Source organism: Kribbella sp. NBC_01510 (assembly GCF_045040325.1).
Classification (GTDB): Bacteria; Actinomycetota; Actinomycetes; order Propionibacteriales; family Kribbellaceae; genus Kribbella.
Window position 1 is genome coordinate 6,617,285 of record NZ_CP109418.1, and the last position, 15,151, is coordinate 6,632,435.

Annotated in this window: 10 protein-coding genes; 3 read left to right on the plus strand and 7 right to left on the minus strand. The window is 68.9% G+C overall.

The features are described from left to right. Positions 1-6: 6 nt before the first annotated feature. From OG558_RS32760 to OG558_RS32790, 7 genes are read right to left on the minus strand one after another with little or no spacing between them, the layout of a single operon-like run. Positions 7-1,503: a CoA-acylating methylmalonate-semialdehyde dehydrogenase gene (locus OG558_RS32760; RefSeq protein ID WP_405066430.1), complete on the minus strand. Its 1,497-nt coding sequence runs from the start codon at positions 1,501-1,503 to the stop codon at positions 7-9. A gap of 53 nt (positions 1,504-1,556) precedes the next feature. Beyond that, complete coding sequence (locus OG558_RS32765; RefSeq protein WP_405066431.1) at positions 1,557-2,351, minus strand: SDR family NAD(P)-dependent oxidoreductase; 795 nt, start codon at positions 2,349-2,351, stop codon at positions 1,557-1,559. Continuing rightward, a complete protein-coding gene (locus tag OG558_RS32770; RefSeq protein WP_405066432.1) occupies positions 2,348-3,532 on the minus strand; it encodes a glycine C-acetyltransferase in 1,185 nt (394 codons plus the stop codon). The genes OG558_RS32765 and OG558_RS32770 overlap by 4 nt, the downstream gene beginning before the upstream one ends. Then, positions 3,529-4,083 carry a cysteine hydrolase family protein gene (locus OG558_RS32775; protein WP_405066433.1) on the minus strand — a complete coding sequence of 185 codons (555 nt, stop codon included), beginning with the start codon at positions 4,081-4,083 and terminating at the stop codon, positions 3,529-3,531. The genes OG558_RS32770 and OG558_RS32775 overlap by 4 nt, the downstream gene beginning before the upstream one ends. After that, positions 4,080-5,408 (minus strand): MFS transporter, encoded by a 1,329-nt coding sequence (locus OG558_RS32780; RefSeq protein ID WP_405066434.1) that lies wholly within the window; start codon positions 5,406-5,408, stop codon positions 4,080-4,082. The genes OG558_RS32775 and OG558_RS32780 overlap by 4 nt, the downstream gene beginning before the upstream one ends. A 35-nt stretch (positions 5,409-5,443) precedes the next feature. Next, positions 5,444-7,159 (minus strand): hydantoinase B/oxoprolinase family protein, encoded by a 1,716-nt coding sequence (locus tag OG558_RS32785; RefSeq protein WP_405066435.1) that lies wholly within the window; start codon positions 7,157-7,159, stop codon positions 5,444-5,446. Next, the gene (locus OG558_RS32790) at positions 7,156-9,234 is read right to left on the minus strand and encodes a hydantoinase/oxoprolinase family protein (protein ID WP_405066436.1); all 2,079 of its coding nucleotides are present in this window, start codon (positions 9,232-9,234) and stop codon (positions 7,156-7,158) included. The genes OG558_RS32785 and OG558_RS32790 overlap by 4 nt, the downstream gene beginning before the upstream one ends. Positions 9,235-9,522: 288 nt before the next feature. Here OG558_RS32790 and OG558_RS32795 point away from each other — a divergent pair, with 288 nt between their 5' ends. From OG558_RS32795 to OG558_RS32805, 3 genes are read left to right on the plus strand one after another with little or no spacing between them, the layout of a single operon-like run. Beyond that, positions 9,523-10,020 carry a hypothetical protein gene (locus OG558_RS32795; protein WP_405066437.1) on the plus strand — a complete coding sequence of 166 codons (498 nt, stop codon included), beginning with the start codon at positions 9,523-9,525 and terminating at the stop codon, positions 10,018-10,020. Continuing rightward, complete coding sequence (locus OG558_RS32800) at positions 10,021-12,231, plus strand: ATP-binding protein (protein WP_405066438.1); 2,211 nt, start codon at positions 10,021-10,023, stop codon at positions 12,229-12,231. Next, complete coding sequence (locus tag OG558_RS32805) at positions 12,228-15,146, plus strand: ABC transporter permease subunit (protein ID WP_405066439.1); 2,919 nt, start codon at positions 12,228-12,230, stop codon at positions 15,144-15,146. Before OG558_RS32800 ends, OG558_RS32805 begins: the two co-directional genes overlap by 4 nt. The last annotated feature ends 5 nt before the right edge of the window (positions 15,147-15,151 follow it).

The window sequence follows — 15,151 nt, forward strand, 5'->3', positions numbered from 1 at the left end:
GAGGGGTCAGACCGCGGTGGGGAAGTGGAGGCGCGGGCCGTCTGTCGTCTCCTCGGGCCAGCGAGTGGTGACGGCCTTCGCACGGGTGTAGAACGCGATGCCCTCGGGGCCGTGGACGTGATGGTCGCCGAAGAGCGAGTCCTTCCAGCCGCCGAACGAGTAGAACGCCATCGGCACCGGGACCGGGACGTTGACGCCGATCATCCCGACCTGCACGGAGCGCTGGAAGGTGCGCGCCGCCTGGCCGCTCGCGGTGAAGATCGCCGTGCCGTTGGCCCAGGGGTTGCGGTTGACGAGGTCGATCGCCTCCTCCAGCGTGCCGACCCGGACGACGACCAGCACCGGACCGAAGATCTCGTTGCGGTAGACGTCCATCGCGGGTGTGACGTGGTCGAACACGGTCGGGCCGACGAAGAAACCGTTGCCCTGGACATCGAGTTTGCGCCCGTCCACGACGAGGTCGGCGCCCGCGTCGACGCCGAGGCCGATGTAGTCCCTGATCCGCTCGAGCGCCTCGGGCGACACGACCGGACCCATCTCGGCCCCGGCCTCCAGCCCCGGACCGACCTTGACGGCCTGCGCCTTCTTGCCCACCAACTCGACGAGCGGGTCGGCGATGTCGCCGACCGCGACGGCGACGGAGATCGCCATGCAGCGCTGGCCCGCGGAGCCGTACGCGGCGGCGATCAGGTGGTCGGCGGCCTGGTCGAGATCGGCGTCCGGCAGTACGACGGCATGGTTCTTGGCGCCACCGAGTGCCTGCACCCGCTTGCCGTTCCGGGTCGCCCGCTCGTGCACGTACTGCGCGATCGGCGTCGAGCCGACGAACGACACCGCGGCGATGTCCGGGTGGTCGAGGATCGCGTCGACCGCGACTTTGTCGCCGTGGACGACGTTGAAGACGCCGTCGGGCAGGCCGGCGTCCACATACAGCTCGGCGAGGAAGTTGGATGCCGACGGGTCGCGCTCGGAGGGCTTGAGGACGAACGTGTTGCCGGTCGAGATCGCGATCGGGTGCATCCACAGCGGGACCAGCGCGGGGAAGTTGAACGGCGTGATGCCGGCGCAGACGCCGAGTGGCTGGCGGAAGGAGAACAGGTCGACATCGGTCGAGACCTGGTCGGAGTACTCGCCCTTGAGCAACTGCGGGATCCCGCAGGCGAACTCGACCACCTCCATGCCGCGCAGGACCTCGGCCCGGGCGTCGTCGAGGACCTTGCCGTGCTCGGAGCAGACGATCCGGGCCAGGTCGTCGAGGTACTTCTCAACAAGGTTGCGGAAGGCAAACATCAGCCGCGAGCGGCGCATGACCGAGCTCTCGGCCCAGCCCGGCAGCGCGGCGCGGGCCGCCCGCACCGCGGCGTCGACGTCGGCGGCTTCGGCCAGGTAGACCTCGGCCTGGCGCTCACCGGTCGCGGGATCCCACACCGGGGCGGTGCGGCTCGACTCGCCGACGGTCTTCCGGCCGCCGATGCGGTGATGAATGGTCTTGATGGTGCTCACTGGTGCTCGCCCTTCTGCTGAGTTCCCAAGGAGTTCTGCGGTTCGCCGTCGGTTCAGACGATGAGATCACCGCCGTTGATGTCGACGGCCGCGCCCGTGATGTAGGCGGCCCGGTCGGAGGCGAGGAAGGCGACGAGCTCGGCGACCTCCCAGGGCAGGCCGACCCGGGGCACCGGGTAGGACGCGGTCGCGCGCTCGAGCGACCCTTCGGGCAACAGGCCGCGCGCCATCGGTGTGTCGATCAGACCCGGGCACACGGCGTTCACCGTGACCCCGACCGGCCCGTAGGCCTTCGCCAGGTGCCGGGTGAGCCCGAGGACGCCGTGCTTCGCGGTCGTGTAGTGCGCGCCGCCGGCGGTGCTGATGGTCTTACCGGCGGTGGAGGAGAAATTGACGATCCGCCCCCAGCCGCCGTCGCGCATCGCGGGAAGCGCTCGCTGGCAGCACAGGAATGTGCCGTTCACATTGACCGCGAGCACGCGGCTCCACTCGTCCTCGGTGATGTCCTCGAACGGCGTCGGCGGTGCGATGCCCGCAGCGTTGACCAGGATGTCGAGCCGCGCCTGCTCCGCCAACACAGAGGCGACCGCACGGTCGACCTGGCCGCTGTCCGTGACGTCCACCGCGACCGACCGGACCCGGTCCACCCCCACATCCAGCATCGACGCCAGCTCGGTGCGGCCAGGCGCGGCGAGATCGAAGACTGCGACGGTCGCGCCGCGGCGCGCCAGTGCATGCACGGTCGCGAGGCCCATGCCGCTCGCACCGCCGGTCACGATCGCGACCCGGCCCTCCAGCTCGGCACTGTCCGCGCTGGTGGGTGCGCGGAGCCCCTCGTCGGCGCTCATACGCCCGCCATGACGGCGTACGCGCGACCGAAGGCGGCCGCCGCGAGTTCGAGTTGGTTGGTGGTGTGTGATGCCGAGACCTGCACTCTGATCCGCTCCTCGCCCGCGGGCACGACTGGATGTGACAAGGCGAAGGCGAGGACACCATCTCGCCGGAGGGCGGCTGCTACGTCGCGGGCGAGCGAGCCGCCGCGGAGCATCACCGGGATGATGGGGTGCTCACCGGGCAGTAGGTCGTACCCGAGATCCTGCAGTGCCGTCCGGAGCCAGGACGTGTTGGCGGCCAGACGTTCCCGAAGCTCGGGGTGTGCTCGCGCGATCCGGATCGCTGTCAGTGCCGCGGCGGCCAGGGGCGGTGACATCGCGTTGGTGAAGATGTACGGGCGTGAGACCTGGCGCAGTGTCTCCACGACAGCATGGGACCCGGCGACGAAACCGCCGGCGCCACCGCCGAGCGCCTTCCCCAGCGTCCCTGTCAGTACGTCGATGCGGCCGTCCAGTCCGTAGTACTCGGCTGTGCCTGCACCGGTGGCGCCAAGTACACCCGTGGCGTGGGAGTCGTCGACCATGAGCGCCGCGTCGTAGTGCTGCGCGAGTTCGGCGAGCTGCGGCAAGGCGGCGATGTCGCCGTCCATGCTGAAGACTCCGTCGGTGACGATGAGCCGGTGGCGGGCATCCGCGCAGGCGGCGAGGTGGCGTTCGAGCTCGTCGAGGTCGGCATGGCCGAAGACGTACCGGCGGGCCGACGTCAAGCGGATGCCGTCGATCAGACTGGCGTGGTTCAGCGCGTCACTGAAGACGGCGTCGTCCCGGCCGAGCAGGGCGTCGAAGGTGCCGAGGTTCGCATCGAAGCAGGAGCTGTACAGCACTGCGTCCTCGGCTCCGACCAGGTCCGCGATGGCCGCCTCGAGCTCGCCGTGGATCTCCCGCGTGCCGCACAGTACGCGTCCCGCGGTGACCCCGAGTCCCAGGTCGCGCAGCGCCCGCTGCGCCGATTCGAGCACCTCCGGGTCGGCGGCGAGCCCGAGATAGTCGTTCGAGGCGAAGTTCACAAGGATCTCCCCGCCGACGCGCAGGGTCGGCCCTTGGATGCCTGAGGCAACGAGATCGCGGCGCAACCCGGTGGACTCCCGGCGTACGTCGAGGTCTGTCCGGAGCCGGTCCAGCAACGTGGCGTTCACGCGTCCAACCCGTTCCAGTCGGTGGAATCGACGACCTCGAATCCGCGGCTGGGGAAGACCGCGTCCATGAAGAAGTCGTGCATTGCCTGGTCGCCGTCGGCGCACCCGTCCCGCAGTACGGTCACCTGGTAGCCGCGGTCGGCGGCGTCGTAGCACGTCGCGGCCACCATCGCGCTGGTCGCGACGCCGGCGATCACGAGACTGTTGACACCAGCCGCGCGCAGCACCAGGTCAAGATCTGTGCCGGCGAAGGCGCTCGCGCGGCGCTTGAGTACGACGACGTCCCCGTCGGCGACCGGTAGGTCGACCTCGGTTCCGGGCGATCCCTCGTGGAAGGCGTCCCCGGCCTCGTAGAACGATCTCAGCAGGGCACTGTCCGGCGGCACGTCGGTCCCGTTCGCCCGGAAGGCGAAGTGCACGAACACCACGAGCACTCCGGCCGCGCGGGCGCGTGACAGCACGTCGGTGACTGGCGGGACGACTTGCCGGGCGAAGGGGTAGTTGCTCGTGATCCCCTGTTGGAGATCGCCGATGATCAGTGCAGTGGTCAAGACCGGCTCCCGTCCAGCCGCTCGATCCGGCGCCCTGTGGTCAGCAGGACAGCCATGGCGGTGAGCATGATGATTGCGATGGTCAGTAGTGCGTAGGAGAAGCTACCGGTCGCATCCGCGATGGCCCCGGTGATGTAGGGACCGACGAATCCGCTGAGGTTGCTGACGGAGTTGATCAGCGCGATCCCGGAGGCGGCGGCCGCGCCGGTCAGACCGATCGCCGGGATCCGCCAGAACTGGGGCATCGCGGAGATGATCCCGGCGACACTCAGGCAGACCGCGAGGACGAACGGGACGCCGCTGCTGGTAAAGGTCGCCAGCACGAGCCCCGCCGCACCACAGGCCAACGGTACGGCCGTCGCCGTGACGGCGGTCTTGCGGCCGGCGAAGTGAGCCCAGGTGAGCAGGGCCACCACGGACACCGCCCACGGGATCGCCGACAGCAGCACGCTGCTGACATCGCCGGCCGGACCGATGCTGTGCGTGATGGACGCGATCATCGTGGGCAGGAAGTACGCCAGCGGATACAGTCCGAACGCGATCGCAAACCACGTCACGGCCATCGCCCAGACCCGGCCGCTGGTCAACGCCTCGCGCAGCCCGGTGAGCGCACCGTTGGCGCGGTGTTCGGCGGCCTCGGCGGCCAGCGTGTTCTCGATGCCGGCCTTCTCCCGGTCGTCGAGCCAGCGTGCGTCGCTCGGGCGGTCCGGCAGGAACGAGAAGATCAGGATGCTGACGACGACGGTCAGCGCGCCCTCGATGAGGAACAGCGCCCGCCAGCCGGTGATACCGAGCACCTGCTCTCCCCACTTGAGCACCGCGGCGGCCAGGGGGGAGCCGATGATCGCCGACACCGGGGTCATCAGGATGAAGAGCGACAGGGCCCAGGAACGCTGGCGGCGCGGGAACCAGTACGTGATGTAGAGCAGGATTCCGGCGCCCAGGCCGGCTTCGGCGAACCCGAGCAGGAGCCGTGCGACGTACAGCGTGGCCTCCGAGTCGACGGTCGCCGTCGCGGCGGTGACGAGGCCCCAGGTGATCATGATCCGGGCGATCCAGATCCGTGCGCCGAACCGGCGCAGCAGCATGTTGCTCGGCACCTCGACGAGGACGTAGCCGATGAAGAACAGGCCGGCGGCGAGGCCGAGCTGCGACTTGGTGAGGTGCAGGTCACGCGACATCGGTGCGGCGATGTAGCCGAGGTTCGCGCGGTCGGTGAAGCTCACCACGTACGCGAGGCCGATCAGCGGGGTGATCCGGAGGCTGACTTTGCGCCAGGTCTGAGGTGCGACGGAGGTCTGGGTGGTAGCTGCGGTCGAACTCATCGCAGGTCCAATCGGTGGAAAGGAAGGGTGGGGCTTCAGCGCACCCGGCCGCGCAACCTGGCCGTGGCGCTCGCATCGATGACGCCGTCTTGGCTGACGACGACGCCGTAGTCCCGGGCGGCCCCCGCGTGCGTGACCTTGCCGTCGAGGACGTCTTCGAGGACCCTTTCCGGGGCGCGCTCGAAGGCCGGACCGTGCCCACCGCCGCCGGCGGTCACATGCCGGTGACGGTCTTCTGCTGTCATCACGAAATGCGGTTTGGACGCCAGCACCCGTTCGTCCGGACCGTCGGGGTCGAGGATGTTGAGGGAAGGTGTCCCCGGCGCGCCGCCGGCCAGCCCGTAGGGCAGGAACATCCGCCGGTCCGACCTGATCTGCACGGTGGCCTCGGGTGCCAGCAGCGTCATGTCCCGGAACGTCGCCAGGCCGCCACGCCAGCGACCTGCTCCACCCGAGTCCGGGAGGTAGCCGTACCCGTCGATGCGGAGGTGACCTGAGCGTTCCAGTTCCTCGATCGGGGTGTTCGTCAGGTTGGAGCCCAGCGCGCTGATCCCGTCCACACCGTCCCGATCGGGCCGCGCGCCCCAGGCTCCGGCCAGCGGATCCCACAGCACGGTGGAGTCGCCGTCAGCCTCGACGATGCCGATCGCGATCCCGTTGGGCCCACCGTCTCCGGCGGCGGGCACCCGGGTGGGGAAGACCGGAGCGAGCGCCCCGAGCACCGCGTCGACGATCCGGAAGCCCACGAGGCCACGGGCAGCGCGTGCGGCCGGCCGCTGTCCGTTCAGGATCGAGGCTTCGGGGATGACGAACGTGAACGGCCGGTAGAAGCCGCTGTTGGCCGGGATGTCCGAGGAGAGGACACCCTGCAGGGCGGCATAGCCGGCCGAGCGGGTGAAGGACTCCGTCGCGTTGAGCGCGGAGTTGACCTGCGGCGCGGAACCGGTGAAGTCGAGCTCGATCCCGGCCTCGGACAGCGTGGCCACCACCCGGATCGGGATCGGGTCCGAACCGAGGCCGTCGTCGTCGATGTGGTCGGTGAACTCGTAGGTGCCCGGGACCGCCTCGGCCAGCGCGGCTCGCAGCAACGTCTCGGAGTAGTCGAGCAACTCGTCGATGAGGGAGACGAGTCGTTCGGTACTGTGGCGTGCCGCGAGCGCGCGCAGGCCTTCGGCCCCGGTGTGGCAGGCCGCCAGTTGCGACTCGAGGTCCCCGCGCAGCAGTTCGGGCTCGCGGACGTTGCGCAGGATCAGTTGCAGGAAGGTCTCGTTCAGGACGCCGGCGTCGATCAGCCGCGACGGCGGGATCTGCACACCTTCGGCGAAGATGCTGGTCGACTGCACGGCCATCGAACCGGCCGCCCACCCGCCGACGTCGGTGTGGTTGACGACCGTGACCGAGAAGCCCAGCAGGACCTCGCCGGCGAAGACCGGGGCGACCGCGAAGATGTCCGGCAGGTGCATGCCGCCCAGGGACGGGTCGTTCAGCAGGTAGAGATCTCCTGGCCGTATGGCGCCGCCGAACGCGTCGAAGATCGCCTCCATCGCGCCCGGAATGGACCCGAGGTGGAGCGGCAGGGTGTTGGCCTGGGCGATCACCCGGCCCTGCGCGTCGCACAGCGCGGCGGAGAAATCCATGCTGGAGGCAACAAGCTGCGAGTGCGCCGTCCGCAGGATCGTGATCGCCATCTCGTCGGCGAGTCCGGTGACGGCATTGCGGAAGACCTCGAAGGTCACGGCGTCGCGGATCATTCGGGACTCCAGGTGATGACGATGTTGTTGAACCGGTCACGGTGTACTCGCGCACCTGGCGGGACGAGGGTGGTGGCGTCCATGTCCTCGATGATCATCGGACCGTCCACGGGCTCGGTGCCGAGATCGGAGCGCGACACCACCGGCGTACGCACGGTCTCGGCGAACCGGCAGTCGCGGGTCGTGGGCTCGTGAGTCCGGACGACGGGGGAGTCGAGCACGTCGGCGATCGACACATCGGTCAGCAGCCTGCCGCGGACCCGGAGATTGACCAGCTCGACCAGTTCGTCCGAGCCGGCCCTGCCGTACGTACGTTTGTGCTCGGCATGGAACCGGGCCCGTACCTCGGCGAGCAGGTCGTCGGTGAGGTGGCCGTCGGGCACCCGGATACGGAGCTCGAAGCGCTGGCCGTGGTAGCGCATGTCCAGCAGCCGATCCACAACGGCGCCGGGTCCCAAGTCTGCGCTCACCTTCGTTGCCAGCAGCCCGAACTCCGTGGCGAGTGCGCTCACCTCGGCGAACTCCTCCCGGTACGGCGTGAGCTCGTGGCGTTCGGTGTCGGCGACGAGCAGGCCGAGGCTGCTGAACAGGCCCGGATACACGGGCACGATGACGGTCGAGATCCCCAGCTCCTTGGCGAGGGCGGCGGCATAGAGCGGGCCGGCGCCACCGAAGGCGACCATGGTCGCCTCGCGAGGATCACGGCCACGTTCGCTGGTCACTGCCTTGACCGCGGTCGTCATGCTCGACACAGCCACCTGGTACGCCCCGCGCGCCGTGCCGGGTACGTCGCCACCGAGCTGCTCGGCGACCGGCGACAGCGACTTCACTGCCAGTTCCGGATGAATCGCCACCCGGCCACCGGCGAGGTCGTGCGGGCTGAGATAGCCCAGCGTCACGTTGGCGTCGGTCAGAGTCGGCAGCTCACCGCCCTGGCCGTAGCAGGCCGGGCCGGGCCGCGACCCGGCGCTGGCCGGTCCGACATGGAGCGCGCCGGCGGCGTCGACGGAGATGATGCTGCCGCCGCCGGAGCCGACCTCGGCGATGTCGATCGATGGCGCCCGCACCGGATACCCGGCGCCGGAACTGATGCCACGGGCAACATTCATCCCGCCGCCGACCTCGTAGTCGGCCGACACGAACGGTTCACCGTGCTCGATCAGGGACGCCTTCGCCGTGGTCCCGCCCATGTCGAACGCGACCACTGTCGACAATCCGATCAGCTGCGCGAGCTTCTGTACGGCGGTGACCCCGGCCGCCGGCCCGGACTCGATGATCTGCACCGGCCGGTGTGCGACGGACGCCGCATCGAGCAGTCCTCCGCTGGACTGCATCACCATCAGCGGGGCGCTCACCTTCACGGCTCGCAGCCCCTCCTCCAGCCGGGTGAGGTAACCGTGCACCGCGGGACCGACGTACGCGTTGACCGTCGCGGTGCTCGTGCGCTCGAATTCGTGCGGCTGCGGGGATACATCGACCGATGCTGTGACATAGACGCCCGGCAGCTCGGCCCGCAGCAGTTCGGCGACTCGGCGCTCCTCGTCCGGGCGGACGTAGGAGTTGATCAGGCAGAGGGCGACTGCTTCGATGCCGTCCGCTCGCAACCGCGCGGCCAACGTACGGACCTCCTCGTCATCGGCCGGTGGCTCGAGACGCCCGTCGGCCGTGATGCGCTGGTCGAGTTCGTACCGATGCCGGCGTCGCGCGAGCGGCACGGGCTTGGACCACGACAGGTCGTACAGCACCGGCCGTCGCAGGCGCCCGATCTCCAGTACGTCGCGGAAACCGCGCGTCGTCACCACCGCGGTGCGGACACCGTTCATCGCCAGGATCGCATTGGTGGCCACGGTTGTCCCGTGCAGCATGCCGACCACGGATTCCGGCTCGGCGGAGGCCGACGAGAGTACGCCGATGGTCGCCGCCACGACGCCGGAGCCGAAGTCGGGAGGAGTGGACGGGACCTTGATCGGCACCACCTCGCCCGCTGGGCCCAGTGCGATGACATCGGTGAACGTGCCGCCGATGTCGGCGCCGACTCGCCAGCCGGGCGTGCGCGGATCGGGACTGGGAGGCACTGGGATCTCCTTCGCTCGGCGACCGGTTGAAATCACAGTAGGAGCGAGTTGAGATATCAGCAAGACCTAGTTGCTGTTTTTCTTCAGACGTGTGATAGACGCTGCGCGCCCTGGTCCGACCGCGGCTCTTGCGGGAACCGTTGCGTACCACCATAGTGTATCTGCATACATCAGTGCGCCGATGCGGGCACTGCGCACCACCGGATCACCGAAGACGAAGCTAGATGGTCACCGACGCGGAGGTGCACAGTGGCTGGCGGACGATGGTTTGCGCGGGGTGCGATGGCGATGGCCGCCGTCGTCGCACTGGCCGGATGTGGACTCACCCATCTCGACGACCTGGACTTCCGCGTCGACGACCGGCTCGACTTCGTCAGCCCCGGAGCCCGGTCGACCGTGCAGGCCCCGGTCACCGTCACGTGGACGATGAAGGACTTCCGGATCGCGGCGCCGGACAGCGAGCCGCCGTCGCGCGACGCCGGCTACTTCGCGGTCTTCGTCGATCAGTCGCCGATCGAGCCCCGCCACACGCTGGCCGACGTCGCCGACGGCGACACCCTGTGCGAAGGGCGGCCGGACTGCCCGGACAAGGCCTACCTCGTCGATCACGACGTCTACACGACGACGGCGACGTCACTCGAGCTCCCGGTGATCTCCGACATCCCCGGTAGCGAGGAGGAGTTGCAGTTGCACACCATCACGATCGTGCTCATGGACACCGCGGGCCATCGCATCGGCGAATCAGCCTGGCAACTCGACCTCCGGGCGCGGAAGGTCGGTGCCTGAATGGCCGACTCGAGGAACTCGCGGGCCGCCGAGGAGGCCGTGCTCGCGGAGGTCGAGCAGACCAGTACGGCGTTGCGCGACAAGGCCCGCGCCACGCTGGGCGTCACCGGCGACAAGGACACCGAGAGCTTCCGGACCCTGGTGCGGGAGCATGGCCTGAGCTACTACCCGGTCATCGCACTCGGACTGTTGCTGGCGGCGGTCTCCTTCCAGAGCTATGCGTTCACGGTCCTGACGCCGGAGATCAGCGGCTCGCTGGGCATCTCGATCGCCGCCCTCGCTGGTGCGCGGGCGCTGTACCAACTCGCGATCGCGATCGCGCCGCTGCCGATCGCGGGCCTGTCGCAGGCGCGCGCGTGGCGGGCGATGATCTGCGTCGGCACCGGGATCGTGTGGAGCGTCATCACGTTGACGACCGGCTTCGTGACCTCGTTGGTCAGCCTCATCGCCATCCTGTGTCTCGACGGCCTTGCCACCGGGTCGGCGTACGCGCTGCATGCGCCGCTGATCGTCGACAGTTACCCGCCGTCGACGCGGGTCCGCGCGTTGTCGGCGTACAGCGCGATCGGGACCTTCGGCCAGGCGCTCGTGCCGCTGCTGGTGGGTCTGCTCGCCTCGATCGTCGGCCTGACCTGGCGTGGTGTCTTCCTGGCGCTGGGGTGTGCGTCGATCGCGATGGCCCTGGCCGCTATCGGGTTGCGCGACCCGGGCTTCGGGAAGTGGGACACCGAGCGGTTGCGCGCCGAGGTGCGTGAAGTACACGATGAGGCGGCAACGACCGGGCTGTCCGCCGACGACGTCGCGCTCGGCTTCTGGGAGATCTGCCGCCGGGTCCTGCTCATCCCGACGAACCGGCGGGTGTACGCCGGATTCGCCGTGTACGGCGTACTCACGGTCCCGCTCGGGACCTTCATCTCGGTGTTCCTGGACTACCGGTGGAACCTCGGTCCGGGGCAGCGCGGTCTGTTCTTCTCGGCCTTCTTCGGGATCGGTGTCGTCGCGCTGGTCGTCTACGGCGGACGCGGCGAGAAGCAGTTCCGGCAGTCGCCGGCGCGAGTCCTGCGGTCCGCCGGTCTGCTCCTGGCCGTGGCGGTGGTCTTCATCGCGTTGGGCGGGGTGATGCCGGTGCTCGTGCTGATGCTGATCTGCTTCGGCATCGCCGGTGGTTGTATCGGGTTGCTGCACCCGATGCTCGGCATCTCGATGCTGTCGATCGTGCCGGCGCAGATGCGGCCGCACGCGCAGGCGCTCGCCGGGATCTTCGTCGCGATCGGCGGTTCGGTCGGCGCCCTGCTGCTCGGTGGCGTCCAGGACCAGTACGGCGTCGGCGGCACGATGGTCGCCATCGCGATCCCCGGGGTGATCGGTGCGTTCATCATCGCCAGTGCGGGACGGTTCATCGAGGCGGACCTCGACCGGATGATCGACGAGGTGGTCGAGGAGGAGGAGATCCGCCGGATCAGGCGCAGCGGTGGGCGCTTGCCGATGCTGGCCTGTCGCGGCGTCGACTTCTCCTACGGCCAGTTGCAGGTCCTGTTCGACACGAACTTCACCATCGACGACGGGGAGATGGTCGCTCTGCTCGGCGTGAACGGCGCCGGCAAGTCGACGCTGCTCAAGGTGATCTCCGGCGTCTGCCTGCCGAGCGCGGGCAGCGTGCGCTACCGCGGGCAGGAGATCACGTATCTCGACGCGGAGCGGCGGATGCGGCTGGGCATCACCCAGATCCCCGGTGGCCGCGCGGTCTTCGGGCCGATGACGGTCGTCGAGAACCTCCGCAGCTACGGCTACACGATGGCCAAGGAGCGGGGATCGGCCGGGCGCGCGATCGAGTCCTGCTTCGAGGCGTTCCCGCGGCTCTACGAACGCCGCAACTCGCTCGCATCGACGTTGTCGGGTGGTGAGCAACAGATGCTCGGGCTGTCCAAGGCGTTGATGCTGCGTCCGAAGCTGCTGCTGATCGACGAACTCTCGCTCGGCCTGGCGCCGGTGATCGTCGGTCAGCTCCTCGAGATGGTTCGCCGGATCAACGCCGACGGTACGGCCGTGGTGCTGGTCGAGCAGTCGGTGAACATCGCGCTGAACCTCGTTGACCACGCCTACTTCATGGAAAAGGGCGAGATGCGTTTCGACGGCCGTGCCGATGACCTGCTGGCTCGTGACGACCTGCTGCGCGCGGTCTTCCTCCAGGGTGCGGGAGCGGCGCGATGAAGGCGCGGAAGCCGCTCCTCCACCTCGCGGCCTTCGTGGTCGCGGTCGTCGTGGCGAAGATCGTCTCCGCGATCCTGGCCGGCCACGGCGTCATCAAGGCCGAGACACCGATGCCGGTCATCCTGCTCGGCACGATCGTCGGAATGACGTACGGTCTGCTGGCGGTCGGCATCGTGCTGGTCTTCCGGAGCAACCGCATCATCAATTTCGCGCACGGCCAGATCGGCGCCTTCGGGGCGGCGTTCTTCGGTGTCGCCGCGGTGAAGTGGCACATCCCGTACTGGATCGCGTTCGTGCTGGCGGCGATCGTGTCCGCGGTGACCGCGGCCGGCGCCGAGGCCGGCGTCGTACGACGGCTCCGTAACGCGCCGCGGATCGTGTCCATCGTCGCGACGCTGGGCGTCGGCCAGTTCCTGGTCGTCTTCGCGTCGCTGATCAACTCCACCGCGTCCGGGCCGTTGTATCCGCAGCCGACGTGGCTGCCGGTCTTCAACGTCGGCCAGTTGCGCGTGACACCGGCGTACTCCGGCATGTTGCTCCTGTCGCCGTTGTTCGTTCTCGCGATCGCGTTGTTCCTCAAGCGATCGCGGTTCGGCCTGGCGATCCGCGCGGCGGCGGCCAACCCGGAAGCCGCGCGGATGTCCGGCATCTTCGCCAGCCGGATGTCGACACTGGCGTGGGCGATCGCCGGCGCACTCGCGGCGTTCACCGCGATCCTCACCGCGCCGACACAGGGCTTCGTCGGCGCGGACAGCTTCGGTCCCGCGTTGCTGCTACGGGCGTTGACAGCCGCCGTCATCGGCCGGATGCAGAGCCTGCCGATCGCCCTGGTCAGCGGCATCGGTCTGGGCATCCTCGAGCAGATCCTGTTGTGGAACTATCCGCAGTCGGGGCTGGTCGAGGTGGCGATGTTCGTGATCATCCTGGTGGCCCTGCTGGTGCAGCGCCGGCGTACCGGCCGCGACGAGGAGAAGGGCAGTTGGGCCGCGGTGCAGGGCCTGCGCCCGATCCCGGACCGGCTGCAGAGGCTGTGGACAGTGCGTGCGCTGGGCCCGGTCTTCGCCGTCGTGACGATCGCGGTACTCGCGCTGATGCCAGTGTTCATCTCCAACGGTCAGTCGGTGACGCTGACCGGCATCATCGCCTTCGCGATCGTCGGCCTGTCGATCAGTGTCCTGACCGGCCTCGGTGGACAGTTGACGCTCGGCCAGTTCGCCGTCGCCGCGATCGGCGCCGTCGTCTCCTACAAGGTGGCGACCAGCGCCGGTGGTTTCCCGCTCGCACTGCTGCTGGCCGGTCTGGCGGCCGGGCTCGTCTCGGTCGTCATCGGCCTGCCCGCGTTGCGCATCCGCGGTCTGATGCTCACCGTGACGACCCTCGGCTTCGCGCTCGCCACTCCCATCTGGCTGCTCGCGCAGCCGTGGATGCTTGGCGATGGCAAGGATCCCGGCAAGCCGGTCGGCTGGCCGCTCAAGGGTCCGCTCGACACCGGCCGCGAGTACTACTACTGCGCGCTGGTGCTGTTCACGGTGGCCCTGGTGCTGGTGTGGAACATCCGGCGCAGTGGCTTCAGCCGCCTGCTCGTCGCGATCCGCGACAACGAGGACAACGCACGCGCGTTCGCCGTACGGGCGAGTCTCGTCAAGCTCCAGGGTTACATGGTCGCCGGGTTCATCGCGGGCATCGGCGGCGCGACGTACGGTCATTCGCTGTCCACCATCAGCGCCGGATCCTTCCCGGCGTCCGCCAGTATCGACGTGGTCGTCATGACGGTGCTCGGTGGCGTGTCCACGCTCGGTGGTCCGCTGCTCGGTGCGGCCTGGGTCCTCGGCCTGCCACTGCTGGACATCGGCAACATCGGGCTGGCGGCAACGAAGTTCGGGGCGCTGCTCCTGGTGCTGTGGAAGCCCGGCGGTCTGATCCAGGTCGTCGCGCCGATCCGGGACTGGATCGTGAAGTTCATCGCCCGCCGGCACGGCATCGATCCCGACCCACTGTACGCCGGCGAGGACGCAGGGGAGACCGGCGCGACCGCTCAGGGGGTCCGGATCAGCGACCTGCGTGTCAGCGAATCGGACACCGCTGCCTCGAAGCGGGCGGTTGTCCCGGCGGGCACGCCACTGCTCGAAGCGCGCGACCTGCGCAAGAGCTTCGGCGGCGTGCATGCCGTGCGCGGTGTGTCGTTCGAGGTCGCTGCCGGCGAGACGGTCGGACTGATCGGGCCGAACGGGGCCGGCAAGACGACGACATTCGAATTGCTCGGCGGCTTCACGAAACCGGAGACCGGCCAGGTGTTCTTCAACGGTGAGGACATCAGCAACGCAGGCCCGGAGGGACGCGCGCGGCGCGGTCTGATCCGGTCGTTCCAGGATGCCGCGCTGTTCCCGACGATGACCGTGAAACAGACCGTGATGCTGTCACTCGAGCGAGTCCGGCCGACCAGCTTCGTGATGTCGACGCTCGGGGTGACCCTGGGCGAGCGGACGAAGGAGCGCCAGGCCCGCGCACTCATCTCCGCGATGGGCCTCGACCACTACCGGGACAAGGCGATCCAGGAACTGTCGACCGGCACCCGCCGGATCACCGAGATCGCCTGCCTGGTGGCGTTGCAGCCCTTGTGCCTGTTGCTCGACGAACCGTCCAGCGGCGTCGCCCAGCGCGAGACCGAGGCGCTGGGTCACCTGCTCGCCGAGCTGAAGAGCGAGCTCGACCTGACGCTCGTGATCATCGAGCACGACATCCCTTTGATCATGGGGATCTCGGACCGGATCATCGCGATGGCCGACGGCAACATCATCGCCGAAGGTACGCCGGACGTGGTGCGGACCGACCCGCAGGTCGTCGACGCCTATCTCGGCGGCAGCATCACCGCGATCGAACGCTCGGACGTGCGACTGGCCGCGGCCGACCGATGAGGGTG